We start from the raw sequence: 22,038 nt of genomic DNA on the forward strand, positions 1-22,038 counted from the left end.
TTTACCATTCATTATAACAAATTTTCTAAATATATAATATAAAGAAGCATATATTAGGAAAACACTTGTCTTATTGCCCGCCTGAGGTCTGGCTGCCAATAAGTCCATGTATGATCCCCGCTGAACTCATCGTAAAAATAGCCAAAGCTTCTTTCCTTAAAAATCCTCGACAGCTCCCTGTTTGGCGTTAAAAAGTCTTTGTTTTTGGAAGATGTCGTTTTTACGACTGTTTCTTGCTCTCCAACAGTATGGTAAATCTGGAGCAATTCAGGTTGGCGGAAGTCCTTTACGGCTGTGAATACATCCTCGTTTACATAAGGTGACTGCAGAAGTACTTTTCCAAATGTGTGCGGATACTGGAGCGCGGCAAGCAAGGAAACTGTAGCTGCGAGTGAATCACCAATCAATGCGCGGCCCATGCCCATTTGGTAGGTAGGATATTGTTCATCTAAATAAGGAACAAGCTCATGCGCCAGAAAACGGATATAGGCTTGGTGCTGCTCTCCTTTTGGATGGTACTTTCGTCGTCGATCCTCGACAGATTCATACGGTATTCCTACGATGATGACGTTTTCAATTTCCTTTTTGCCAAGGAGCTCGTCTGCAATCCTCCCAATCCGTCCGAGCTGGAAATAATCCCGTCCATCCTGTGCAATAAGTAATGAATATTTATATAAGGGAGAATAGTTGGCAGGCAAGTATACCAGCATAGTTACTTCTTCTCCAATTTCCTTGCTTTGAAGTTTGATTTCTTCTATTTTGCCCATTGGAAAATCCATTAATTTACCTCCAAACAACAATTATCTTGTATTTCATCACTAAGATTTTATCATATGTATTTTAAAAAAGCTTTTTTGGCAATCTACTTGTAGCGTTAAAGAAATATAGTAAGCAAGTAACATGTTTGACAATTGTGTGAAGTCTTATGTTAAGATTATGTTGAACAATTCTATTTCTATAAGGGGGAATTCTGATGAAAAAAAGAAAGTTTCTTTTATTCGCTGCATTGATGCTGGTTCTTTCAATGGTCCTGGCTGCATGTGGCGGCGGCGACTCTAAAGAAGAGGGTGGCGGAGAAGGAAAATCAGAAGAAAAGCCAAAATACATGAGCATCCTTACTGGTGGTACGGGTGGTACATACTTCCCGTTGGGCGGATCATTTGCCAAAATCGTATCTGACGCAACAGGGGTTAGCACAAATGCTGAAACAACAGGAGCCTCTGCAGAAAACATGCAGAGCATTAAAGACAATAAAGGTGAAATCGCCTTCACACAAACTGACATCGCTTCCTACGCAACTGAAGGAAAGCTAATGTTCGATGGAAACAAAATCGAAAATATCAAGGCAATCGGAACATTGTATCCTGAAACAATCCAAATCGTCACTACAGAAAAATCAGGTATCAAATCAGTAGAAGATCTTAAAGGCAAAAAGGTCTCAATCGGTGCACCAGGTTCTGGTACGGCAGCGAATGCTGAACAAATTCTTGAAGTTTACGGTCTTTCACTGGATGATATTCAAAAGCAGGACTTGAGCTTTGATGAATCAGTAAACGGTATCAAAGATGGCAACATCGATGCAGCATTCGTAACGGCTGGAACACCTACAGCAGCTGTTGAAGAACTTTCTGCAACGGAAAAGGTAGTTATTGTTCCGGTTGAAGCTGACAAAGCTGAAGAGCTTATCGAAAAGTATCCTTACTATGCTAAAGAGGTAGTACCTTCTGGAACATATAAATTAGGTTCCGAAGTACCGACAGTTGCAGTTCTTGCGATGCTTGTCGTAAAAGCGGATTTATCTGAAGAAATCGTTTATGACATTACAAAGTCAATCTTTGAGAACCTTGATCAGGTAACACACGCAAAAGCGAAGCAAATCAAGCCTGAAAATGCTCTAAACGGTGTTGGCATTGAAGTTCACGCAGGTGCCCAGAAGTACTATGATGAAAAAGGTATTAAGGCAGCTCAGTAATAGTTTGAACATGGCCGGACATTGTCCTGAAAGGACATTGCCCGGTCAATTCATCTTTTTCACAAAAAGTAGAAGATGACCACCACATGGGTGAGAACCCAGGCAGATAGACCGAACTTCCAACCGGTCTATTTTTTACTGTTATAAAGAAAGTACTCCATCGGAGACATTGGACAGGCGAGGCTAGTGATATGAATTTAAACTGGATTAAATCAAAAATCTTCGTTCTGTTAACCCTCATTATTTTTTTAGCAATTATCTCAATCAATATCCCTTACAAACAAGCTTTAGTTTTTCAAGCACCTGAAAGTAATGATATACTCTGCTATGTACCGATTAATACAGGGGAAGCCTTTAAAATAAAGTATAAGCATTCGATCCATCTGTCTGATGTGATTGAAAGCTACAAAGTTACCGAAAGCCATAAAATCAGGCAATACGAACTGGAGTATGAGGATTTTGCTATCGGTATGCCATCTGAAGTCGTGGATGGAGAGAACTTTGAAATGAAGGATGGCAAGTACTATATTACGAATATGAACAGGGAATTTTCGCATTTCGATATGAGGCTTGGCCAGGTCCGGGCAAACCACACCCTGATTTTTGAAGACATAACGTACCCGTTGTCCAAGGCGATTGAACCAGGGACAAGGGTACGGATAAAGATTGAGGAAATTAGTTTATTGAAGCAATTGGAAGGAGTGAATATCCTTGACGACAAATGAAGAAATGGTATCTCAAGAAAAACAACAAGAGCTTCTGGAAAAATATGATCCGGAGTCTGCAACTAGAAAATTGGCAGGTAAGATGGGATGGATTGTTTTCTTCGGGCTTCTGGCTTTCTCAGTATTCCAGCTATACACCTCCATATTTGGTGTCCTTACTGCCCAACTCCAGCGTTCGATCCACCTGGGATTCGCTCTCGCGCTCATTTTCTTGCTGTTTCCGGCAAGGAAGAAGAATCTTAAAGTAAAAAAGGTTGCATGGTACGATCTGCTATTGGCTGTGCTTGCTATTGCAGTTGGGGCCTATTGGCCAGTGATGATAGACGAACTCGTCAATCGTGTCGGGCGATTGACACCAACAGATTTCTACATTGGTATTGCCGCTATCCTGCTGGTACTGGAAGCGACAAGAAGAACGGTCGGCTTGCCGATCACGATCATTGCAGCTTTATTCATGGTTTACGCCCTTTTTGGACCGTATATGCCTGGATTCCTGGCGCATAGAGGTCTTGATCTGGAATCTCTCGTCCAGACAATGTTCTTTACTACCGAGGGAATTCTGGGAACTCCTTTGGGTGTTTCCTCAACATTCATCTTCCTGTTTTTATTGTTCGGTGCATTCCTGGTAAAGACGGGTGTTGGTCAATATTTCAATGATCTCGCTGTTGCCGTTGCAGGAAAAAGTACTGGAGGACCAGCAAAGGTTGCGATTTTTTCCAGTGCCCTTCAAGGAACAATCAGTGGAAGCTCAGTGGCTAACGTTGTGACATCGGGGTCATTTACGATTCCGATGATGAAAAAGCTTGGCTACCGCAAAGAATTCGCCGGTGCCGTAGAAGCAGCGGCATCAACAGGAGGACAGCTAATGCCTCCAATCATGGGAGCAGCAGCGTTCTTGATGGTTGAATTCATCGGTGGCGGAATTACTTACTGGGAAATTGCCAAGGCAGCTACAATCCCTGCGTTGTTATATTTCTCCGGTATATGGATTATGACTCATTTTGAAGCGAAAAGGATCGGTCTGCGAGGTTTATCTGATGAAGAAATGCCTGACAGAAAAGAAGTCCTTAAAAAGATTTATCTTCTATTGCCTATCCTGATTGTTATTATATTGATGGTAAGCGGAATGAGTATCATGCGTGCTGCCTTGTGGTCGATTCTATCCACAATTGTCGTCAGTGCTTTCAGCAAAGAGACGCGAATTGGTTTCAAAGATGCGATCGATGCACTTGTCGATGGAGCACGGACTGCACTGGGAGTTGCGGCAGCTACAGCTGCTGCAGGTATCATTGTTGGGGTAGTTACTAAGACTGGTCTTGGACTGAAGCTTGCAAATGGCTTGCTCGATCTTTCTGGTGGTTACCTAATTCCTACTTTGATGCTGACTATGGTCGCCGCAATCGTTTTAGGAATGGGTTCGCCAACCACGGCTAACTATGTTATCACTTCAACAATTGCTGCACCGGCCATAATTTTACTTGGTGTACCGGATTTATCAGCTCACTTATTTGTTTTCTATTTTGGTATTATTGCCGATATCACGCCTCCAGTTGCTCTTGCAGCATTTGCGGCGGCAGGAGTTTCCGGTGGAGAACCGCTGCGTACCGGTGTGAATTCGGCCAAGCTGGCGATAGCGGCATTTATCATACCTTATATGTTCGTGTTATCTCCTGAACTTCTTATGATCGATACAACCTGGACAGAATTAATTTGGGTGGTATTCTCGGCCATTTCTGGTATGCTTGCCATTGGAGCAGGGGTCATTGGTTACTGGTTAAGGAAATTGCAATGGTGGGAAAGAGTGCTGGGAATCGTAGGCGGTATTATGCTGATTTATCCAGAAGGAATGTCGGATATAATCGGTCTCGGTCTTTTTGTACTGCTTGTAGCACTTCAGTTGATTATTAAAGATAAAGATTCAGTGAAACCAAAGCCAGCAAATTAATGAACGGGAAAAGGAGTCCTTTTACAGGGCTTCTTTTTTTAGCTTGATTTAAGCAGTTTGCGTCTTTCGGGCATAACAGAAAGTATGTTTTCCTTTTTGAACAGGCGATCTGCGTTTCTGAGAAAACAGAAAGCTTTAAAATAACGATCATGCATTTCTTTTACGATAATCCGGCGATGGGTAATTTGGTTATTAGCTGCAAGATAAATCATTTCGACAGGAAGGTTTTCACTAAATGATTTTTCAAGAAGGCCATTCATGCGCTCTCACTCCTTTGATTTCTATTTATATTATACCCGAACATTCGTTCTTTATTCAATCTTTTTCAGAACATTCGTTCGTAAAAACTTAAAGGGATATATGGTATTATTTAGAAGGAGGTGTAAACATGGAAAACGAATTACTTAAGGTGTTTGATCAACAGGGAATTTGTATTGGTACTGCAACGAGGTCGGAAGTTCATAAAAAAGGACATTGGCATGAAACCTTTCATTGCTGGTTTACCGAGCGGATAGACAATGAAGAATTTCTTTTCTTCCAAGTCCGCAGTTCAGCTAAAAAAGATTATCCTAATTTGTTGGATATTACCGCAGCAGGACATATTCTTGCTGATGAAAGTCCTATGGATGGCTTAAGAGAAGTGAAAGAGGAACTTGGGATAGACCTTGCCTTGGAGGAATTGCATTCATTAGGGATGATCAAGGATTCATTGACCAGTCCAGGATTTATCGACAACGAATTATGCCATGTATTTTTGTATGAACAACCTCAACCTTTCGATAATTACAAGCTGCAAAGAGAAGAGGTGTCGGGTATCATGATGGCGAGCCTTACGGAATTTGAAGATCTTTGGCTTGGAAAGAAAAAGAAAATAAAAGTTGAAGGTTTCCTTGCGAGCGTGAATAATGAAAAGAAATCACACAGCATGCTTGTGACCAAAAAAGATTTTGTCCCACATGAAGATACATATATCGAAAGTGTAATTAAGGCAATTAAAAAATTATAGATTAGGGTATTTTTACGTAAAAATTATATTGACATTCCTATTAATCCAGTATATATTAGTAAATGTTCTCACTACGTAGGACAATGCTAAAACGATTCCTTAGCTCAGCTGGGAGAGCGCTACCTTGACAGGGTAGAGGTCGCTGGTTCGAACCCAGTAGGAATCATACTAAAAAGCTTCAATCCTTTTCTTAAGGGTTGAAGCTTTTTTTTTGTTCGTCGAATTTCTCTAGTTCTCACATCAAATTTGGCGGTATTTGCTCATTGCGCAAAACCGCAGGTGGTGTATTAAAAATATAAGGAGGTGCTGGTTTAAGTTTTGGCTTTGGCCCAAACGGTGCAGAGTTTTGGACGTACTGGAATGTGCCGAGGCCATCCATGCTAGTTCCGCTTGCCCATCTGCCCGCCGCACTTTCGTCTCCCTCTGAAAGGTTAAACAGCACGTAGGAAACTTCCTGTTTTTCCAGGTGTTTCGGGAAGGTGCTTGGTACCACTACATTTTCCTTCGCTTCTAATTCTTTTATGGCCGCGATCCATTGATTCTGGTGCATCGTATCTCTTGCAAGCAGCCAGGACAGCATATCCCTTACACCAGGGTCTGTCGTTTCATAATATAGTCTAGCGACCTGGAGCCTGCCCTGGGACTCAGCATTCAGGTTAGCCCTGAAGTCGGCCAGAAGATTGCCGCTCGCGGCGATGTAATCTGCAGTCCAGCGGTTACCGACACTGTCAGCCGGCATGGCTCCCAATCCTGATACGATGACATGTTGGGGATTCATCCCGCCTAAGATTGCATTCATTACCGGATCCTTTGCCGCTTCTTCTTGTGCGGCAACAGGTGCGCCATCTAAAAGCCTGGCTATCATGGTGGACAGCATTTCAATATGGGCCAGTTCTTCTGTCCCGGTATCCATCAAGAGATCACGATACTTTCCATCACCTCGAGTATTCCATCCCTGGAATAGATATTGCATTGCAACAGAAATTTCCCCGAATTGTCCTCCGAGAACTTCTTGAAGCTTTTTAGCATAGACAGGATCAGGCCTTTCTGGTTTTGCTTGGTATTGTAATTCTTTTACATGGTAAAACATCCTATTCCTCCCCAAAACAATTTTGCACTCCACTTTTATGATATGGGCAATTCAATATTAGGTAACTTGCCCATGCAAAAGACGGGGAGAATCATTGAGGCTGTCATTCTTGAATGAATAGCTCATTTATTTCATAAAACTGCAATAGAATGGAAAAGGAGCAGTTTATCACCTCTTTCTTAAATAAAATGACCTTTCATAATGAATCCGAATAAATCCTCAGACAAAGGGGGAATGGACAATATTCTTCTTTAATAGAAAAGTAAAGTCGCCTATTGAAGTGATCCAAGAAAACTTGCAAAGAAGGCAAGAAATGAGTTTTGCTAAAAACCCCTCAGAAGAAGAGAGAAAAATCATTCGCGAGATAAAGAACAAGACTGAAGAATTAAACATAAACAATATTACTAGAACGAAAGCGTATCTGGATTATTATAAAGAGCACCCGGAAATCCACTGGGCATTCCTTGCCCATATGGTCTCAAGGAATGGCGGTTGGAGCATGACGGATTTAAAAGCTGAGCTTTTAGCAAGACTGTTATCTAAAAGGGAAAAAAACTCCTATTTCTCTTTCCTAGAACGAGGGAATTGGCTTATTTTCCAGGATGCCTATCCACAGCTGCTGCTTTACGAAGAAAGTCTCAAAAGGAATGAGCCGCTATTCAGGCTGCTTCCCCACTTTAATGTTTCAATCTTTATAGAGACGATCTGGGATTATTACTGGAACTCTTCCAATTCATCTCTACTCACATTTGGACTGATTGGTAATGAACAGAACTATATCGAAAATAGAGTCATCCAGAAGCGGAAATTTATCAAAGAAGTATTCAGTACCCTGGAGTTTGAATTACAGGATCTATTATCCTTTAATCAAATTATTTTCCCTTATAATGATTACGGTGTGACTAAATTGGCCGGACAGACAGTAAACCAGTTCGAATCATTGCACGAACGTATCCAGTTAGGAAAGAGACTGTATACCATCCTTTTTGATAAAGATGTTTTGAAAAAGGTGGAAGAGTGGGCCGTGGCACACCCACATACGGGTTCACGAAAAGATTACTGGCCACATATTTTTAATGATGTACACGAAGGAATACCAGGGCTTAAATATCAAATAAAATTGAGTTCATGCAAGCTTAAATCCGGAGCAAGACGAATCTATAGCCCGACACTTGAAAATGTATGGAAAAACGTTAAACACCAGGAAGCTGAGAAGGGCGAGTGGTTTAGTGATTTTAAAGTATTAGAGTATCTTAGAGAGATAGAGGGACCATCAGTTGGCAATATTGAATATGATTACTGTCATACACTTGAAAAGCTGGAACTAGCTGCTTTTGCTAAAAAAATCATTTCGTTGTTTGATTAGCAGCTAAATGTACCCTTATGAGGAGCGAAACCTTTGTTAAGGATTTGGCGCAAAGCTGTCGAGATAGTTTTTTATAGTGACAGGTTTCATGGTGTGGGCCCAAAGCTGTCAAGAAAGTGCTGTTATTGTGACAGGTTTCAGGTTGTAAGGTCCAAAGCTGTCAAGAAAGTGCTGTTATTGTGACAGGTTTCAGGTTGTAAGGTCCGAAGCTGTCAAGAAAGTGCTGTTATTGTGACAGGTTTCAGGGTGTGGTTCCCAAAGCTGTCAAGAAAAAGCTGTTATTGTGACAGGTTTCATGGTGAAGGTCCCAAAGCTGTCAAGAAAGTGCTGTTATTGTGACAGCTTTCATGGTGAAGGGCCCAAAGCTGTCAAGAAAAAGCTGTTATTGTGACAGGTTTCATGGTGAAGGTCCCAAAGCTGTCAAGAAAGTGCTGTTATTGTGACAGGTTTCAGAGGGAAGAGCGTAAAGCTGTCAAGAAAAAGCTAATATTGTGACAGGTTTCATGGTGAAGGTCCCAAAGCTGTCAAGAAAGTGCTGTTATTGTGACAGCTTTCATGGTGAAGAGCGTAAAGTTGTCAAGAAAGTTCCATTATTATGAAGGGTTTAGGGGTGTAGAGCAGCATAAAGGATTATTTTTTTAAAGTGTGATGAAATACTTTGGCATGAAGGTTATGACGATACCTACTGTCCCCATACGAAAGAAACGGTTGTATTTAAACCGTTTCTTTCCTCACGGATGATGTAGATGTTCCTGGTGATGGGTACTTCCCTTAAGCGTTTCAATCCAAGTGTGTCCAAGTTGGCTTCCTAAATAGAGATAGATTACTAGCAATATGAAGGTAATAAATGGTTTCATAAAATATTTCTTGGGTGTGATGGCTGACTCAGTTTGAGGGAGTATTTTAAAAAGAAATAAGGCAGCTATTGAAATCGTTAAGAAGATATTGATAAGGATCATCGATTTTCCAGGAAGCAGCATTTCACCAAGCATTGCCCCCATCATGCCGCCCATAATACCGGACATAAGACCTTCGATTGCTGAAGCAAAGCTGAATAATCCTCCTACTATTATGCCTACTGCTGCGCCTATCAGCATTGATAGGATGGTTGACATAAATAAATCTCCACGAAAAACGGTTCCAAGTAAAATGCCGCAAGTTAAGCCTATATTCATTCCCAGAAACATTGAGGTGATCATTCCATCCATGACAGTCATCTCAGCCTTGTGACGAAGAACCAATATGGTTGAAATCAGAATAACTGCACCAAGGGTGGATAAGACATAAGCATTGTACAAAAGCATGGTTAACCTCCTTTTCACCATCTTATGAAGAAAGAGGACAAACCATGACGAAGTTCAAGGGGATAGCCCCTTGAAAATAGTACCATTTATATTCTGTTCGTTTACTCCTATATCCTCAGGGTAGAAAAATAATAGATGGAGATCATCTAATTCGAACTCAGGAGGGATCATTATATGAATAAGAATAAAGCTCCCAACAAAGGGTTGAATACGGAACAGAACAATGGTTTGTCTGATGCGCAAGAAGTGCTTTACGCTAAGGAATTCACTCGTGCAGTAAAGGTCGAAAATAAGTATAGAGCAGAGAACGGAAACAAAGGAAAATAGGCTGATGAAAAGATGGCTTTTTGGCCATCTTTTCTACTTTCTTGACTCTATGTTTAGTCCAAAATGTGACGGGTATTGGTTCAATGTAGGCAAAATCACATACTTTGTTGAATGGTAAATAGCCGTTTCGGTATAGAAGTCTTAGTTTTGAGAATCTCAGTTTTGAGACTTTGTATGCCGGATCAGAAAGCATCACGCTCAATCATTCAATCCGGTATGAGCGTAAAAACTAGAATGGAGGTATTAGTCTATGGAAAAGACAATCGTAGGTGGAGTATTCAGAAATACAGACGAAGCAGTTGGTGCAATTAGAAGACTTAAGGAAATGGGATTTGACGCGCACGAATTATCGATCTTTGCAAAAGACGATGATAAATTGGAGAACATCGAAGACCAAACGGATGTAGATGTAATTGAAAATGAATCGAATCGGGGCAAAAATGCTGGCAAGGGCGCCGGTATTGGCGCGGGGACTGGTGGCGTTCTTGGAGGAATCGCTGGTCTGATTGCCGAAATCGGCTTGCTTTCGATTCCTGGGATTGGTGTCCTTGCTGCCGCTGGGCCGCTTGCAACAACCTTGAGCGGTGCAGCAATTGGCGCGACAGGAGGCGGAATTGTTGGTGCATTGACAGGAGCCGGAGTAACGGAAGATGACGCCAAGGAATATGAAAGATACTTAAAGGAAGGCAATATCCTGGTGTTAGTCGAAGTGGATGAGGAAAGAAGAGGGGAAATCCATACCACCTTTAGAGACTCTAATTCATTAAACACTGATATGTATGTGACTTCCTAAGCTGGAGGGCAAGAGGCATTCCTTTGGATAGGAATGCCTCTATTTTATGGTTATAGGGGTTTCTTCTGTATTAGAAAAGTACCTGTTCCCGTAGGACAGGTACGATTCATGAAAAATTATCCGGTAAGTTTAGGCCACTCATTATAACGAAGAACATGGTAAATGGCCAGCCCATCACTATAATTGCCGTTGCCGTAATCAACTGGAATCAATGAGAAGGTTGCCAGCCAGACCGAAAAATAGGAATATCTGACAAATATAGTATGAGGTTCTATAAAGTCTTGCGAGATGAGGATATTCAGCACCAATACTGATCCAAGGTTGAAGATGATTCCGCCACCATGGACAAGGAAGTGTGTTAACCGATTATTCCATTTAAGGTGCTCATACTCACAAAATGCATCCAAAAAATACATGCTGTTTAAACTGAATGGTCCTTTCTTGAAAACTGTTTTGCCTCGCCCAAGGGAAAAAGAGAATTTCCCCCCAAAGATCCATGCAAAAAAAGAATGTCCTAATTCATGTATCAGTGAAACGACAGGATAAATAAGTAAAAGGGCTAATAGAAAGCCCACAAAATCAGAAAAACCGAACATATTTCAAGGACCTCCTAATTGAAGTAGCGTTGGTTTAATTCATCAATGTACAAGTTTTACCCATGTCCGTCTAGCCTAAACAAATATACATGTTGAAAAATTTTCACTTATCCTTATTATTTTCTTATATTTCCACAATCTGTACGATGTTATGAAAATATAGCAGAGCTTAAGTTATAATTATTAGAATCGCACCACCATTAAATCAGAAACGCCTATACCCTTCCAGGAAGAGCGAATAAGATAATACTGAATAAATAAAGGCGGGAGGGGAAATTATGTCACGTGAAAAAAAAGAAAAGGTTATCCATGTAGATAAGCTTACAATTCATGCCAAAGAAGTTGAAATCATTCAGGAAAGATCAAGGGGTCACCATGAAGATAGAAGGCGTCCTTTTGATTTCTTTGGTCCAAGAAGAAGATTGGGTCGTGAATTTGAAAAAGAGAAACACAATGAGGAAGAAAGCAGTTCGGAAGAGAGAAGGAATGAAGGTCACAGAGGGCCAAGGTGGCTTTAGAAAGCGATTGTCTTGAAATTCATTTTATCAAAACAAGAACCGGGCATTTCCAATATATTTTATTATAAAAAACAGCTTGCAGATCATAGGTCTGCAAGCTGTTTTATTTATCTCCATTTAAGCTGGTGCATCGATTTCATCATCTTCAATGCGTTTTTCGTGGTGTTCGACGTCTTTTCTCGCGTTGAAGCGATCAGCTTTTTCCAGTGTGACTGTGATGTTGTAGTCCGGAATACCGGCATACTTTTCATAGCGTCCCCTTGGGAGCAGGAAGTTTCCTTCAGGGAAGTGGACCTGGACGTTGCCGCGTGATATGTCTACGAATTTAGCTCTGCCCTGGAAGACACCGAAGCCGTTGTATAGAACTATTCCTTCACCTTCTGCAATGCTAAGGTCCTGTGCGTCTTCTGCATTCATTAGGACATCATAGCGTCCAGCGCCGTTAAGCGGATCCACTTCATTATAGACCATGGAATTGAATTGCTTTCCACGGCGGGAGGTAACGATGAATTGTCCTTCCTTTTTACCGAGTTCAGGGATATCAACTGAAATCAGATTTCCTTTTCCGTCAGAAGTAGGACAGATTCCATCCTCACATAACCAAGCTCCGCCCCACTGGAACACATCACCTGCTTTTTTAAGATGTTGTATTCCATCATAATTAGGATTCGCCAGTGCAATCTCATTCCGTATCTCCTGAGCATCTTTAAAATCAACCAAATGCGCAGACTCAGGCTTGACCTGCTTAGCTAAATCAATGTAGATTTTCCATTCAGCACGAGCTTCTTCAACTTGATTCTTGTTGCCTTCAATTTCAGGGCTGTAATAAACCATTCGCTCAGTTGAAGTGGATGTTCCGCCGCCTTCCTGCTCATATCGAGTTTTCGCAGGAAGAACGATGACGGCTTCCTTTGCATCAACAAGGGTAGAAGTATTCAGGATGATATCCTGGTGGACACGGATATCCAATTCAGACAATGCTTTTTCCACAAAGTGTGGGTCTGGCATTGTCTCGAGGAAATTGCCTCCAGATAAGTAATACATTTTGATTTTGCGTTCATGATCTTCAGGAAGCAGAATATTCTCGAGAGTCACTCCGACGATATCTCCTTGCCAATCCTGGAGTTCGAATCCCCATAGATCCTCAATTCGCTTAATATTTTCTCCATAAAAATCTCCGCCTGGAAGAACGAAAGGATCTGCACCCATTTCACCGCTGCCCTGAACAGAGGAGTGTCCGCGAAAAGGCATCAGACCTGCGTGCTTTCGGCCAAGGTGTCCGCGAAGGAGCGCAAGATTTGCCACTTGCGATATATTGTCAGTCGCAAATGAATGCATCGTTAAGCCAAGAGCCCATGCATACACGGCATTCTTGCTGTTTGCGAGCAGTTCCGCCAACTCGATAATGCGTTCTTTAGAAATGCCAGAAGATGCGATAACATCTTCCCATTCTTGCTCCTGGACTTTAGCTTTTAATTCCTCAAAACCATTCACATGCTCTTGAACAAATTCATGATTGATGGCTGAACCGTACCTGATTTCCTCCATATCAAACCAGTGTTTCATGATCCCATGCATAAAAGCAATGTCTCCGCCGATATTGACCTGGTAGAAATCATCCGCAATTTTCGTGCCAAAAAGAGCGGATTCTGGATTTGAAGGAATCCAGTACTCATCCATTGCCGGTTCCTTATACGGGTTTACAACAATAATTTTTGTTCCCTTTTTCTTTGCTTCCAGCATGTACTTTGACGAAACAGGGGAGCTGTTCGATGCTACACTGCCCCAGAACAACAAGACATCAGTGCCAATCCAGTCTTGGTAATTTGAAGTAGAAGCTCCAACGCCAATCGAACGTTTTAAAGCTGTTTTTGAAGGTGAATGGCAAATCCGGCTTGCATTATCAATATTATTTGTACCAAGAAAGCGGGAGACTTTTCCGGCTACATAGTAAGACTCATTTGTAATCCCACGGCTTGTCAGGTAGAAAGCGTACTGTTTGGGATCAAGCTTCTTCATTTTCTCAGCAATCATATCCATTGCATCATCCCAGGAAATTCGGGAAAACTTCCGCTCACCCTTCCTGCGGATCATAGGATATGGAATACGTCCCAGCTTACGAAGCTGGGTGCTATCATATTTTCTTAGTTCATCTATATCAGCATGTAGAATCTCCGGCTTTATTGCCCCGGCAGTATTCAGTCTGAGGACATTCAATCTTGTCGTACAAATATGCGGGCCTGTCAAAGTCTGGTCTTGCAGGCCTGATACACCTAATGCACAACCATCACATACTCCTTTGGTCAGGATGTTGGTCGCGTAGCCAAAGTTATCCCGATTGTCCCAAAGGGTTTTCATGGTATCTCTTATATGTTTCGGCTTCACTTTGCCAAGCCCGAAAGGAATCGGACTTACCCAGTGCTTTGGTGCAGGCATTGCCGCTTTTTTCTGTGGTCCTGGATGTTTTGTTTTACCCAATTTGAAACACTCCCATTTATAACAATCTTATAAAAAAACCACCGTAAACCCGAAGCTGATGCTCCAGGTTCTAACGGTGGTTAGTCTTTAGCAGGGTCGCTGCCAAGTGCCATACCTTATAAGTTATAGAATTTTTCTTGGATGTCCTCATCAAAAACAAAGATGGACATTCCAAAATCCCGATCGATATCTATATCTACAAAAAGTTCTACCAACTTGCAGCCAAGAAACTCTTCCATTTCCACTGGAGGGTTCTTTCGGTACATTTCTTTAACCATTTCTGTTCTGGCCGCCCTAAGTGCCTGTTTTCCTTCATTGGCTGATGCAATGAATTTTTCTACAGGTGAAAGGTTTCCTTCCATTTCGCAGATGGCCCATTTCTTACAAAAGGTAGTGGTTATTTTGCTTGGCCCTTTGCCCATATGCTTTTTGCGAAAGGATCGGACCAGATTGCTGAATTCTGCCTCGTATTTATTCATATTATCCTCCTGTTATCGATACAGGTTATAAGACGATAGGTATTTTACCATATTGAGAGGCAATTACAAAGCATTAACCAGCTAATTTTTCATTAGCTTCATTTTGTTTTCGAAGCTTATTGATATCACGGCGGATTAAAATGGACACCGCCAGCGCAACAACGAACAGTCCGCTGAAGAACGTTAAGCTCGTTCCGTAGTTTCCTGTAGTGTCTTTCATCCAGGCTGCGAACATTGGTCCAGCCAATCCTGCAGCTGCCCATGCAGTCAGGATATAGCCGTGTATCGCACCGAGCTGTTTTGTTCCAAATATGTCACCGATGAATGCTGGGATGGCCGCAAAACCGCCGCCATACATTGTGTAAACTACCGCAAGCATTACCTGGAATAGAAATGCTTCCTTTGTATGCGGCAGCATCATGAACAAGACAATCTGTGTTGCAAAGAAAATTGTGTATGTGTTAGGGCGGCCGATATAGTCAGAAATTGAAGCCCATGCGATTCGTCCAAAGCCGTTGAATAGACCTAAAACTCCAACTAGTGCAGCTGCCTCTGCTGTCGATAGACCAATACTTTCTTCCGCTAACGGTTTTGCAGCTGAAAGGATGGCGATTCCGCAAGTAACATTGATGAACAGCATCACCCAAAGATAGTAAAAACGTGAAGTTTTTATTGCTTCATTTGCTGTCAGCTGAGAAAGGTCTTTCTTGAATTTCACTTTTCCTGATTCAGCTTTTTCCCTAAAGCCTTTTGGAGCCCAATCAACAGGAGGCCTTTCGAGGTACAGGGATGACAGTGTCATTATAATAAAATAAGCTGCACCTAGAATGTAAAATGTATTGGCAGTACCTACAGATTTAATCAGAGAATCCATAATTGGGCTGCTGATCGCTGCCGCAAAACCGAATCCCATGATGGCAAGTCCTGTGGCAAGTCCGCGTCTGTCTGGGAACCATTTTACCAAAGTGGAAACTGGGGCTATATAACCGACTCCCAGACCAATTCCGCCTAAAACACCATAAGTAATATACAATAATGGCAATGAACCGAGATTGACCGCAAGTCCTGATCCTAAAATACCTGCTCCGAAAAAGGCTGCTGCCAGGAGTCCAGCTTTTCTTGGACCGTGTTTTTCAACAAAATGCCCGAGGAACGCTGCTGATAATCCTAAAAATAAAATGGCAAGGCTGAAGGTAAATTGTACTTGCTTGGAAGTCCAACCGAACTCCTCGATTAATGGGTTCGTGAAGTTGCTCCAGGCATATACAGACCCAATGGAAATGTGGATTCCCACTGCTGAGGCTGCAATAAGCCATCGATTCTTCGTTTTTTTCATGCTTTTTCCCCTTTACTTTTTTTGTTTTTCCATATGACCAATGACTGCAACAATGAAGTGGATGGAATCTCTTAAACTACAAAGACCTTGATTCCAAGCTCGATATGTATACTGTTGTTGTTCCTAGTTCTTTCCCAAGAAACAGAAAACCGTCAATCTTCCCAAGTCCGCGACAAAGAAGCGGACATTGATAGAAAAATTGACGGTTAGTACTAAGCAGGATTCGCTACTTACGGACCAACAGTTAATCGCTTACATTTCCATGACACCTTAACCGACGACAGGATCGCTATCTCGAATCAAAATGTGACAGAATAGTGAACTTCGGGAAAATTTTATCATCTTAGAACTGTAGATGCAATACATTTTAGGTTGCTAAATCAATTTTACACTATGAGTGTGTTGTAAATTTTTCTTGAGAAAAAGAAAATAGTGTGTTTAGATTTTAAGTATTCTCAAATTCTAAAAAATTCAGGTGACGACTATGTTAGAAAACATGAGTGATAAATATACCATAACAAAATATCAGGATGGACAATTCCTGGATGTAGAGGATGTCATCGTAAATGAATTCCCATTGACCATTTATGTAAATGACATGGAGTTTGCAACAATGGTTTGCACTCCTACACATTTTGAGGAAATGGTTGTCGGTTTTCTGGCATCCGAAGGGGTTATCCGTTCCTACAATGACATCCATTCACTTAGCATCGATGAAAGCAGAGGCTATGCTTACGTTATGCTAAAAGTGAGTATGACAACAAACCAGGAGTATTATTCAAAACGATTTATTGGTTCCTGTTGCGGGAAGAGCCGTCAATTTTATTTTCATAATGATGCCCGGACAGCGAAAACCTCGATGTCCAATACAACCATATCAGCGACTCAGAGCATTGCCCTGATGAAACAGATGCAAAACAGCTCTCAAGTGTTTCTTGAAACTGGAGGAGTACACAATGCAGCTCTTTGTTCCCCTGATGAAATGATTGCGGTTCGCACGGATATTGGAAGACATAATGCACTGGATAAGTTATATGGATATAGTATTTTGAATAGGGTGCCTGTAAGAAATAAAATCATTGTATTTAGTGGCAGGATTTCCTCAGAAGTACTATTGAAAGCTGCGAAGATCGGGGTAGGAATCGTCCTGTCAAAATCAGCGCCGACTGATCTTGCTATCAAACTGGCTAAGGACTTAAATATAACTGCAGTAGGTTTTATCCGTGGAAAATCTTTTAATGTGTATTCCTGTCCAGAAAGAATTATTGATTAAATCTTTTGTTATAATCTGTATAAACCGAAAGAAATCAGTTGAAATATAGTGTTACTTTCATGAGATTTTTTATAGACCAAACATACTAAAAGCCAGCGTCCATTTATGGATTCTGGCTTTTCCTAGTATAATGTAATTTTTTCGCGTACCTTGTCGGACAAGGAAGAATCAGGAGTATCTTAGAGGATTCAGAGGGAAAAGGGAGGCTCGGCAGGCTCAGTGGACGAGAACAAAGAATATCACATGATTTGATAAATTATCAGACAATTTGGATTTTGATTGAATATTACAGGATTGTTACAATTATTGTTATAACGTATTTTCATATTTTATGCGTAATATTCGGTGAAATAGGAAATTTGGATGAATTCTTACAATACTAGTTTACTGTTCTTGGAAAGTGGGTATAAGTACTTTGGGTCGAATGTTACGGTTTATAATGACTGAGTTATATGGGCCGTTTAACAGAATAAATATTAAAGAAAGTAAAGATTATGAGGGGGAGTTTTAAACAGTGAAGAAAATTTTATCATTATTCATTATTATGGTGACCATGGTAGGTCTCCTGGCTGCTTGCGGCAGCGATGAAAAAACATCCGGCAGTGAAGGCGGTATGAAATTGGCCGAGGATGGCAAGTTCACTTTTGCATCATCTGGAGAATTCAAACCATTCAGCGTAACGGACGGGGAAGGCAAGATGAGCGGTTTTGACATCGATGTTGCCGAAGCAGTGGCAAAGGAAATGGGTCTGGAACCAAGCCAGAAAAAGTTCAAGTTTGCCAGTATCGTAGAAGGTGTTAAGTCAGGCCGATTCGATGCAGCTGTTGCGAGCCACACCATTAACGAAGATCGCTTAAAGCATGTGGATTTCTCAACACCTTACTATTATTCCGGACCTCAGATTTTTGTAAGACCAGATAGCGATGCAGAAAAACTTGCTGATCTTGATGGACTGGAAATTGCCGTTTCAAAAGGTTCTACTTATGCAAAGACTGCTGAGGAAGTGACAGATAATATTGTGCTTTATGACAGTGACGTAACTGCTTTAGAAGCGTTAGCCAATGGAAGGCACGACGCTGTTATAACGGACTTTATTACAGGGAAAGAAGCGATTGGTGCTGGTCTTGAAATTGAAGGCAAAGAGCTTCTTGGCCGAAGCGAGCAGGCAATTGCCATAGCCCAAGACAACGATGAATTACTGAAGAAAGTCAACGAGGCATTGGAAACTTTAAGAGAAAATGGAACGTTGAAAGAAATCAGTGAAAAATATTTCGGTGAAGACATCACAGCTAAACCGGAGGAATAAGTTGTCATCTGGAGCGAATGTGCGGTGTAACTGCACATTCGTTTCTGCTTAAAAATGATGTTTACCAAGAACGATAAAAGAGCCCACAGGGAGTTGAATGAATTTTGCCAAGTCTATCGCATGTTATAGAAGTCTTTTTTGACACGTATGATATATTCCTCAAAGGCATGCTGCTTACATTGCAAGTTACAGCAGTCTCGATTTTGATTGCTATTTTCATAGGGTTGTTTTTTGCCTTCCTCAAAATATCAGGAATTAAAGTTTTGGAATGGATTGCAAATGCCTATATCTATTTGGTTCGAGGAACCCCGTTGATCGTCCAAATCTTCATTTTCTACTTTGGAATGACCAATTTAAACATCTCTGCTTTCTGGTCTGTAGCCCTTGGACTAGCTTTCCATAACGGTGCCTATATTGCAGAAATCTTCAGGGGAACTATCCAATCGATCGACAAGGGACAATTGGAAGCCGGTCGTTCGCTTGGAATGAGCAGGGTCCTTACAATGCGGAGAATTATCCTTCCACAAGCATTCCGTCGTGCCTTGCCTCCTCTTGGGAATCAATTCATCATTGGCCTCAAGGATTCATCACTAGCAGCATTCATTGGGATGTACGAATTATTCAATGTCGCGACAACAAAAGGAGCAAACGATTTTGACAATATGACGTACTTGCTCATCGTTGCTGTGTACTATCTATTCCTTGTTTACTTGATATCTGCATTGGTTGGACTGCTTGAGAAGAAACTTTCGGTAAGTGATTAAGGGGGAATTTGTTTTGGACGGAAGAGATATGATCAATGTTAAGAAGCTGAATAAATCATTTGGCGACCTTCATGTATTGAAGGATGTTGATATAAATGTAAAAGAAAGTGACGTTGTCTGCCTGATAGGAGCAAGTGGCTCTGGTAAAAGTACTTTGCTGCGCTGCCTGAACTTCCTGGAAATTAAAGATAATGGCCAAATCATCATTGAAGGTGAAGAAGTAAATGCAGATTCTCATGACCTGAACGAAGTACGCCAGAAAATCGGCATGGTTTTTCAGCACTTTAACCTATTTCCTCATAAAAATGTGATTGAGAATATTATCGAGGCGCCAGTACATGTAAAAGGGATCAGCAAATCACAGGCGATCAAGGAAGCAAGAGAGTTGCTAGATAAGGTTGGCCTGGCGGATAAAGAAAAAGTCTATCCATCCAAGCTTTCTGGCGGTCAGAAACAGCGGGTAGCAATTGCGAGAGCGCTGGCGATGAAGCCAGATATCATGCTGTTCGATGAGCCGACATCAGCACTCGACCCGGAGCTGGTTGGAGAAGTACTGGCAACGATGAAGGAGCTGGCAGAAGAGGGCATGACCATGGTAGTCGTGACACATGAAATGGGCTTTGCGCGCGAAGTAGCTGATTGGGTTGTCTATATGCACGGAGGCCGGATTGTAGAAGTTGGCCACCCGGATGAAATTTTTGATAATCCTGTCGAAGAACGTACACGTGAGTTTTTAAGCAAGACCTATTAAACGCGTATAAAATTATTTAGTGGTGGATAAGTACATGCTGTTTCTCAATCTAGCTCCAGCGCCTAGCCCCTCGAGACGTTTCGGTCCTGCCAATGAAGTCAAAGAGCGACTTCACTGTCAGGCCCTCCAACGCTTGTCGGGGCTGAACGAGGCGCTTGCGCTTTTTGTTCTGGATGGACGCTTAGGTTCTCTAAGCGTTCATTTTTTAGCTTTATTAGGACCAAATGTTATCTAGGTGGAAATGGGATGTAAAAAATGTTTTACCATGGATAATAGAGGGAAAAAGATTGCAGAATAATTACATGGCAAATGTCTAGGTTTTCCCTTCCCAAATATATTTCCTTAGGTTAAAGGTAAGTGTAATTTGTATACATAACTAGAAAAATGCATATTTTTTGGAGGCTGACATGATCAAGAATATATTATCAAACTTTGTTTTTTCTGTGTCAGCTGCGGTGATTTTGTTGTTCGTCGTAGTTGGAGCTATTATGCCAAAGAAGTTTGGTGCGGTGGCTGGAGAGTTATTTAGTTTTACAACAGTTAATTTTGGCTGGTTCTACTTGCTTGCAGTATTTATTATTGTGCTTTTCTTAATAGGCCTGGCTGTCAGTAAATACGGCGCCATCAGACTTGGTGGAGAAGGAGAACGACCTGAGTTCTCTTTCTTTACCTGGATTGGAATGCTCTTCTCAGCTGGCTTTGGGGCTGGACTTGTATTCTGGGGAATTGCAGAACCAATGAGCCACTTTTTCAACACACCATTCGCTGATATTCAAGGGGAATCAAGAAGTGCTGCTAGAGTTGCAATGGGATACTCCTTTTTTCACTGGGGTGTGAGTCAATGGTCTGTTTTTGCGATAGTTGGCTTAGTAATTGGATTCCTTCAATTCCGCAAACAAAAAAATGGTTTGGTGTCTACTGCACTTGAACCGATTACAGGTACAAAACCAGCAGTGAAAAACACAATTGATACCCTTGCTGTTGTCGCGACTGTCATGGGGATCGCCACATCCGTCGGACTAGGTGTCCTGCAAATGAATGGCGGGCTCAATGCTGTTTTTGACACCGGCAACTCTATCGGCATACAAATGATCATTATTTTAGTGATTTTCATTGCCTATATGATTTCATCTTCGACTGGACTTGAAAAAGGGATCGCAATGTTGAGTAACTTGAATCTTGGAATTGCAATTGTTCTACTGCTATTCGTGTTGATTGCGGGACCAACAGTCTTCATCATGGAAAGCTTCACACTCGCGATTGGGGATTATTTTGCCAACTTCATTCAATACAGCCTAAGACTGCAGCCTTACCAGGAAGGGACCTGGACAAGAGATTGGACAATCTTTTATTGGGCATGGGCGATAGCGTGGTCTCCATTTGTTGGAGCGTTCGTTGCCAGGGTATCAAAGGGCCGGACCATCAGGGAATATATTTTTGGCGTCATGGTCATCCCGCCTGTAATTGCCTGTCTCTGGATCGCAGCATTCGGTGGCACGGCACTTTGGAATGATTTGAATTATGACACAGGAATTGCTGCAGCAGTGAACGCAGACCTAACATCTGCTTTATTCAAGACTTTTGAAGTGCTGCCGATGTCAACTATTCTTTCGGTTTTATCTATTATATTAATTTTCACTTTCCTGGTAACATCAGCGGATTCAGCAACCTACATACTGGCAAGTATGACGACTTCCGGAAGTTTGAACCCGCCAAGATTCGCAAAAATTGTTTGGGGCTCCCTAATGGCAGCCATCTCTGCAGTTTTGCTATACGCAGGTGGTCTTGAAGCTTTACAGACTGCATCATTGATTGCCGCACTACCATTTACAGTGCTGCTTCTGCTGTTAATGTTCGCGATTCTTAAGCTTCTGAAAAAAGAACCATTGCCAATAAGATCTGCAGATCTAAGGCGATTCAGGAGATTAGAGAAAGCTGCAAATAAAGATGGGGATCGTAAATAAATTGGCAAACCCCAGTTAAATAAATTAAGATTGAGTGCGCTGCTT

21 protein-coding genes and 1 tRNA gene are annotated in these 22,038 nt (G+C 41.6%); 14 read left to right on the forward strand and 8 right to left on the reverse strand.

The genetic code is table 11. The features are described from left to right. Positions 1 to 53 precede the first annotated feature (53 nt). The gene (locus AC0VX7_RS07260; RefSeq protein WP_475427279.1) at positions 54 to 779 is read right to left on the reverse strand and encodes an alpha/beta hydrolase; all 726 of its coding nucleotides are present in this window, start codon (positions 777 to 779) and stop codon (positions 54 to 56) included. A gap of 194 nt (positions 780 to 973) precedes the next feature. Between AC0VX7_RS07260 and AC0VX7_RS07265 the strand changes: the two genes are divergently transcribed. From AC0VX7_RS07265 to AC0VX7_RS07275, 3 genes are all read left to right on the forward strand, one after another. Continuing rightward, the gene (locus AC0VX7_RS07265) at positions 974 to 1,972 is read left to right on the forward strand and encodes a TAXI family TRAP transporter solute-binding subunit (RefSeq protein WP_475427280.1); all 999 of its coding nucleotides are present in this window, start codon (positions 974 to 976) and stop codon (positions 1,970 to 1,972) included. 191 nt (positions 1,973 to 2,163) lie between these two features. Further along, complete coding sequence (locus AC0VX7_RS07270; RefSeq protein ID WP_475427281.1) at positions 2,164 to 2,697, forward strand: DUF1850 domain-containing protein; 534 nt, start codon at positions 2,164 to 2,166, stop codon at positions 2,695 to 2,697. Between the two features lie 4 nt (positions 2,698 to 2,701). Continuing rightward, on the forward strand, positions 2,702 to 4,642 hold the full coding sequence (locus AC0VX7_RS07275) for a TRAP transporter permease (RefSeq protein WP_475428103.1): 1,941 nt from the start codon (positions 2,702 to 2,704) through the stop codon (positions 4,640 to 4,642). Positions 4,643 to 4,680: 38 nt separating this feature from the next. On the opposite strand, the gene AC0VX7_RS07280 is transcribed toward AC0VX7_RS07275, so the two are convergent. Further along, a complete protein-coding gene (locus tag AC0VX7_RS07280; RefSeq protein ID WP_475427282.1) occupies positions 4,681 to 4,902 on the reverse strand; it encodes a hypothetical protein in 222 nt (73 codons plus the stop codon). A gap of 128 nt (positions 4,903 to 5,030) precedes the next feature. Between AC0VX7_RS07280 and AC0VX7_RS07285 the strand changes: the two genes are divergently transcribed. Together AC0VX7_RS07285 and AC0VX7_RS07290 are read left to right on the forward strand one after the other, a co-directional pair. Continuing rightward, complete coding sequence (locus AC0VX7_RS07285; RefSeq protein WP_475427283.1) at positions 5,031 to 5,648, forward strand: NUDIX hydrolase; 618 nt, start codon at positions 5,031 to 5,033, stop codon at positions 5,646 to 5,648. Between the two features lie 93 nt (positions 5,649 to 5,741). Continuing rightward, a tRNA-Val gene (locus AC0VX7_RS07290) sits at positions 5,742 to 5,814 on the forward strand. Positions 5,815 to 5,883: 69 nt separating this feature from the next. On the opposite strand, the gene AC0VX7_RS07295 is transcribed toward AC0VX7_RS07290, so the two are convergent. Then, positions 5,884 to 6,738 (reverse strand): manganese catalase, encoded by an 855-nt coding sequence (locus tag AC0VX7_RS07295; RefSeq protein ID WP_475427284.1) that lies wholly within the window; start codon positions 6,736 to 6,738, stop codon positions 5,884 to 5,886. Positions 6,739 to 7,051: 313 nt separating this feature from the next. Here AC0VX7_RS07295 and AC0VX7_RS07300 point away from each other — a divergent pair, with 313 nt between their 5' ends. After that, positions 7,052 to 8,104: a DUF2515 domain-containing protein gene (locus tag AC0VX7_RS07300; RefSeq protein WP_475427285.1), complete on the forward strand. Its 1,053-nt coding sequence runs from the start codon at positions 7,052 to 7,054 to the stop codon at positions 8,102 to 8,104. Positions 8,105 to 8,835: 731 nt separating this feature from the next. On the opposite strand, the gene AC0VX7_RS07305 is transcribed toward AC0VX7_RS07300, so the two are convergent. Beyond that, a complete protein-coding gene (locus AC0VX7_RS07305; RefSeq protein ID WP_475427286.1) occupies positions 8,836 to 9,408 on the reverse strand; it encodes a hypothetical protein in 573 nt (190 codons plus the stop codon). Between the two features lie 174 nt (positions 9,409 to 9,582). Between AC0VX7_RS07305 and AC0VX7_RS07310 the strand changes: the two genes are divergently transcribed. Next, positions 9,583 to 9,735 (forward strand): YfhE family protein, encoded by a 153-nt coding sequence (locus tag AC0VX7_RS07310; RefSeq protein ID WP_475427287.1) that lies wholly within the window; start codon positions 9,583 to 9,585, stop codon positions 9,733 to 9,735. A gap of 250 nt (positions 9,736 to 9,985) precedes the next feature. After that, positions 9,986 to 10,528: a general stress protein gene (locus AC0VX7_RS07315; protein ID WP_475427288.1), complete on the forward strand. Its 543-nt coding sequence runs from the start codon at positions 9,986 to 9,988 to the stop codon at positions 10,526 to 10,528. 116 nt (positions 10,529 to 10,644) lie between these two features. Here AC0VX7_RS07315 and AC0VX7_RS07320 read toward each other — a convergent pair whose 3' ends face one another. Continuing rightward, positions 10,645 to 11,124, reverse strand: coding sequence for a hypothetical protein (locus tag AC0VX7_RS07320; protein ID WP_475427289.1), 480 nt, complete (start codon positions 11,122 to 11,124; stop codon positions 10,645 to 10,647). 278 nt (positions 11,125 to 11,402) lie between these two features. Here AC0VX7_RS07320 and AC0VX7_RS07325 point away from each other — a divergent pair, with 278 nt between their 5' ends. Next, a complete protein-coding gene (locus tag AC0VX7_RS07325) occupies positions 11,403 to 11,642 on the forward strand; it encodes a hypothetical protein (RefSeq protein WP_475427290.1) in 240 nt (79 codons plus the stop codon). Between the two features lie 117 nt (positions 11,643 to 11,759). On the opposite strand, the gene AC0VX7_RS07330 is transcribed toward AC0VX7_RS07325, so the two are convergent. The 3 genes from AC0VX7_RS07330 to AC0VX7_RS07340 form a co-directional block, all read right to left on the reverse strand. Then, positions 11,760 to 14,120, reverse strand: coding sequence for an FdhF/YdeP family oxidoreductase (locus tag AC0VX7_RS07330; protein ID WP_475427291.1), 2,361 nt, complete (start codon positions 14,118 to 14,120; stop codon positions 11,760 to 11,762). Between the two features lie 116 nt (positions 14,121 to 14,236). Further along, the gene (locus tag AC0VX7_RS07335; protein ID WP_215035142.1) at positions 14,237 to 14,599 is read right to left on the reverse strand and encodes a Na-translocating system protein MpsC family protein; all 363 of its coding nucleotides are present in this window, start codon (positions 14,597 to 14,599) and stop codon (positions 14,237 to 14,239) included. Positions 14,600 to 14,672: 73 nt separating this feature from the next. Next, positions 14,673 to 15,935 (reverse strand): L-lactate MFS transporter, encoded by a 1,263-nt coding sequence (locus AC0VX7_RS07340; protein ID WP_475427292.1) that lies wholly within the window; start codon positions 15,933 to 15,935, stop codon positions 14,673 to 14,675. Between the two features lie 484 nt (positions 15,936 to 16,419). Between AC0VX7_RS07340 and fdhD the strand changes: the two genes are divergently transcribed. From fdhD to AC0VX7_RS07365, 5 genes are all read left to right on the forward strand, one after another. Beyond that, positions 16,420 to 17,208, forward strand: a complete 789-nt coding sequence (gene fdhD, locus AC0VX7_RS07345; protein WP_475427293.1) for a formate dehydrogenase accessory sulfurtransferase FdhD — start codon at positions 16,420 to 16,422, stop codon at positions 17,206 to 17,208. A gap of 544 nt (positions 17,209 to 17,752) precedes the next feature. Next, on the forward strand, positions 17,753 to 18,514 hold the full coding sequence (locus tag AC0VX7_RS07350) for a transporter substrate-binding domain-containing protein (RefSeq protein WP_475428104.1): 762 nt from the start codon (positions 17,753 to 17,755) through the stop codon (positions 18,512 to 18,514). A gap of 104 nt (positions 18,515 to 18,618) precedes the next feature. Beyond that, complete coding sequence (locus AC0VX7_RS07355; protein ID WP_475427294.1) at positions 18,619 to 19,278, forward strand: amino acid ABC transporter permease; 660 nt, start codon at positions 18,619 to 18,621, stop codon at positions 19,276 to 19,278. A 28-nt stretch (positions 19,279 to 19,306) separates the two neighbouring features. Beyond that, the gene (locus AC0VX7_RS07360) at positions 19,307 to 20,029 is read left to right on the forward strand and encodes an amino acid ABC transporter ATP-binding protein (RefSeq protein ID WP_475428105.1); all 723 of its coding nucleotides are present in this window, start codon (positions 19,307 to 19,309) and stop codon (positions 20,027 to 20,029) included. 407 nt (positions 20,030 to 20,436) lie between these two features. Continuing rightward, a complete protein-coding gene (locus tag AC0VX7_RS07365; protein WP_475427295.1) occupies positions 20,437 to 21,993 on the forward strand; it encodes a BCCT family transporter in 1,557 nt (518 codons plus the stop codon). Positions 21,994 to 22,038 lie beyond the last annotated feature (45 nt).

The organism is Mesobacillus sp. QJM3NY_10 (genome assembly GCF_056173465.1).

Excerpts from the sequence above, each read along its gene's own strand:
- AC0VX7_RS07260 (WP_475427279.1), bottom strand. The coding sequence starts at position 779 with ATGGATTTTCCAATGGGCAAAATAGAAGAAATCAAACTTCAAAGCAAG.
- AC0VX7_RS07265 (WP_475427280.1), top strand. The coding sequence starts at position 974 with ATGAAAAAAAGAAAGTTTCTTTTATTCGCTGCATTGATGCTGGTTCTT.
- AC0VX7_RS07270 (WP_475427281.1), top strand. The coding sequence starts at position 2,164 with ATGAATTTAAACTGGATTAAATCAAAAATCTTCGTTCTGTTAACCCTC.
- AC0VX7_RS07275 (WP_475428103.1), top strand. The coding sequence starts at position 2,702 with ATGGTATCTCAAGAAAAACAACAAGAGCTTCTGGAAAAATATGATCCG.
- AC0VX7_RS07280 (WP_475427282.1), bottom strand. The coding sequence starts at position 4,902 with ATGAATGGCCTTCTTGAAAAATCATTTAGTGAAAACCTTCCTGTCGAA.
- AC0VX7_RS07285 (WP_475427283.1), top strand. The coding sequence starts at position 5,031 with ATGGAAAACGAATTACTTAAGGTGTTTGATCAACAGGGAATTTGTATT.
- AC0VX7_RS07295 (WP_475427284.1), bottom strand. The coding sequence starts at position 6,738 with ATGTTTTACCATGTAAAAGAATTACAATACCAAGCAAAACCAGAAAGG.
- AC0VX7_RS07300 (WP_475427285.1), top strand. The coding sequence starts at position 7,052 with ATGAGTTTTGCTAAAAACCCCTCAGAAGAAGAGAGAAAAATCATTCGC.
- AC0VX7_RS07305 (WP_475427286.1), bottom strand. The coding sequence starts at position 9,408 with ATGCTTTTGTACAATGCTTATGTCTTATCCACCCTTGGTGCAGTTATT.
- AC0VX7_RS07310 (WP_475427287.1), top strand. The coding sequence starts at position 9,583 with ATGAATAAGAATAAAGCTCCCAACAAAGGGTTGAATACGGAACAGAAC.
- AC0VX7_RS07315 (WP_475427288.1), top strand. The coding sequence starts at position 9,986 with ATGGAAAAGACAATCGTAGGTGGAGTATTCAGAAATACAGACGAAGCA.
- AC0VX7_RS07320 (WP_475427289.1), bottom strand. The coding sequence starts at position 11,124 with ATGTTCGGTTTTTCTGATTTTGTGGGCTTTCTATTAGCCCTTTTACTT.
- AC0VX7_RS07325 (WP_475427290.1), top strand. The coding sequence starts at position 11,403 with ATGTCACGTGAAAAAAAAGAAAAGGTTATCCATGTAGATAAGCTTACA.
- AC0VX7_RS07335 (WP_215035142.1), bottom strand. The coding sequence starts at position 14,599 with ATGAATAAATACGAGGCAGAATTCAGCAATCTGGTCCGATCCTTTCGC.
- AC0VX7_RS07340 (WP_475427292.1), bottom strand. The coding sequence starts at position 15,935 with ATGAAAAAAACGAAGAATCGATGGCTTATTGCAGCCTCAGCAGTGGGA.
- fdhD (WP_475427293.1), top strand. The coding sequence starts at position 16,420 with ATGTTAGAAAACATGAGTGATAAATATACCATAACAAAATATCAGGAT.
- AC0VX7_RS07350 (WP_475428104.1), top strand. The coding sequence starts at position 17,753 with ATGGTGACCATGGTAGGTCTCCTGGCTGCTTGCGGCAGCGATGAAAAA.
- AC0VX7_RS07360 (WP_475428105.1), top strand. The coding sequence starts at position 19,307 with ATGATCAATGTTAAGAAGCTGAATAAATCATTTGGCGACCTTCATGTA.
- AC0VX7_RS07365 (WP_475427295.1), top strand. The coding sequence starts at position 20,437 with ATGATCAAGAATATATTATCAAACTTTGTTTTTTCTGTGTCAGCTGCG.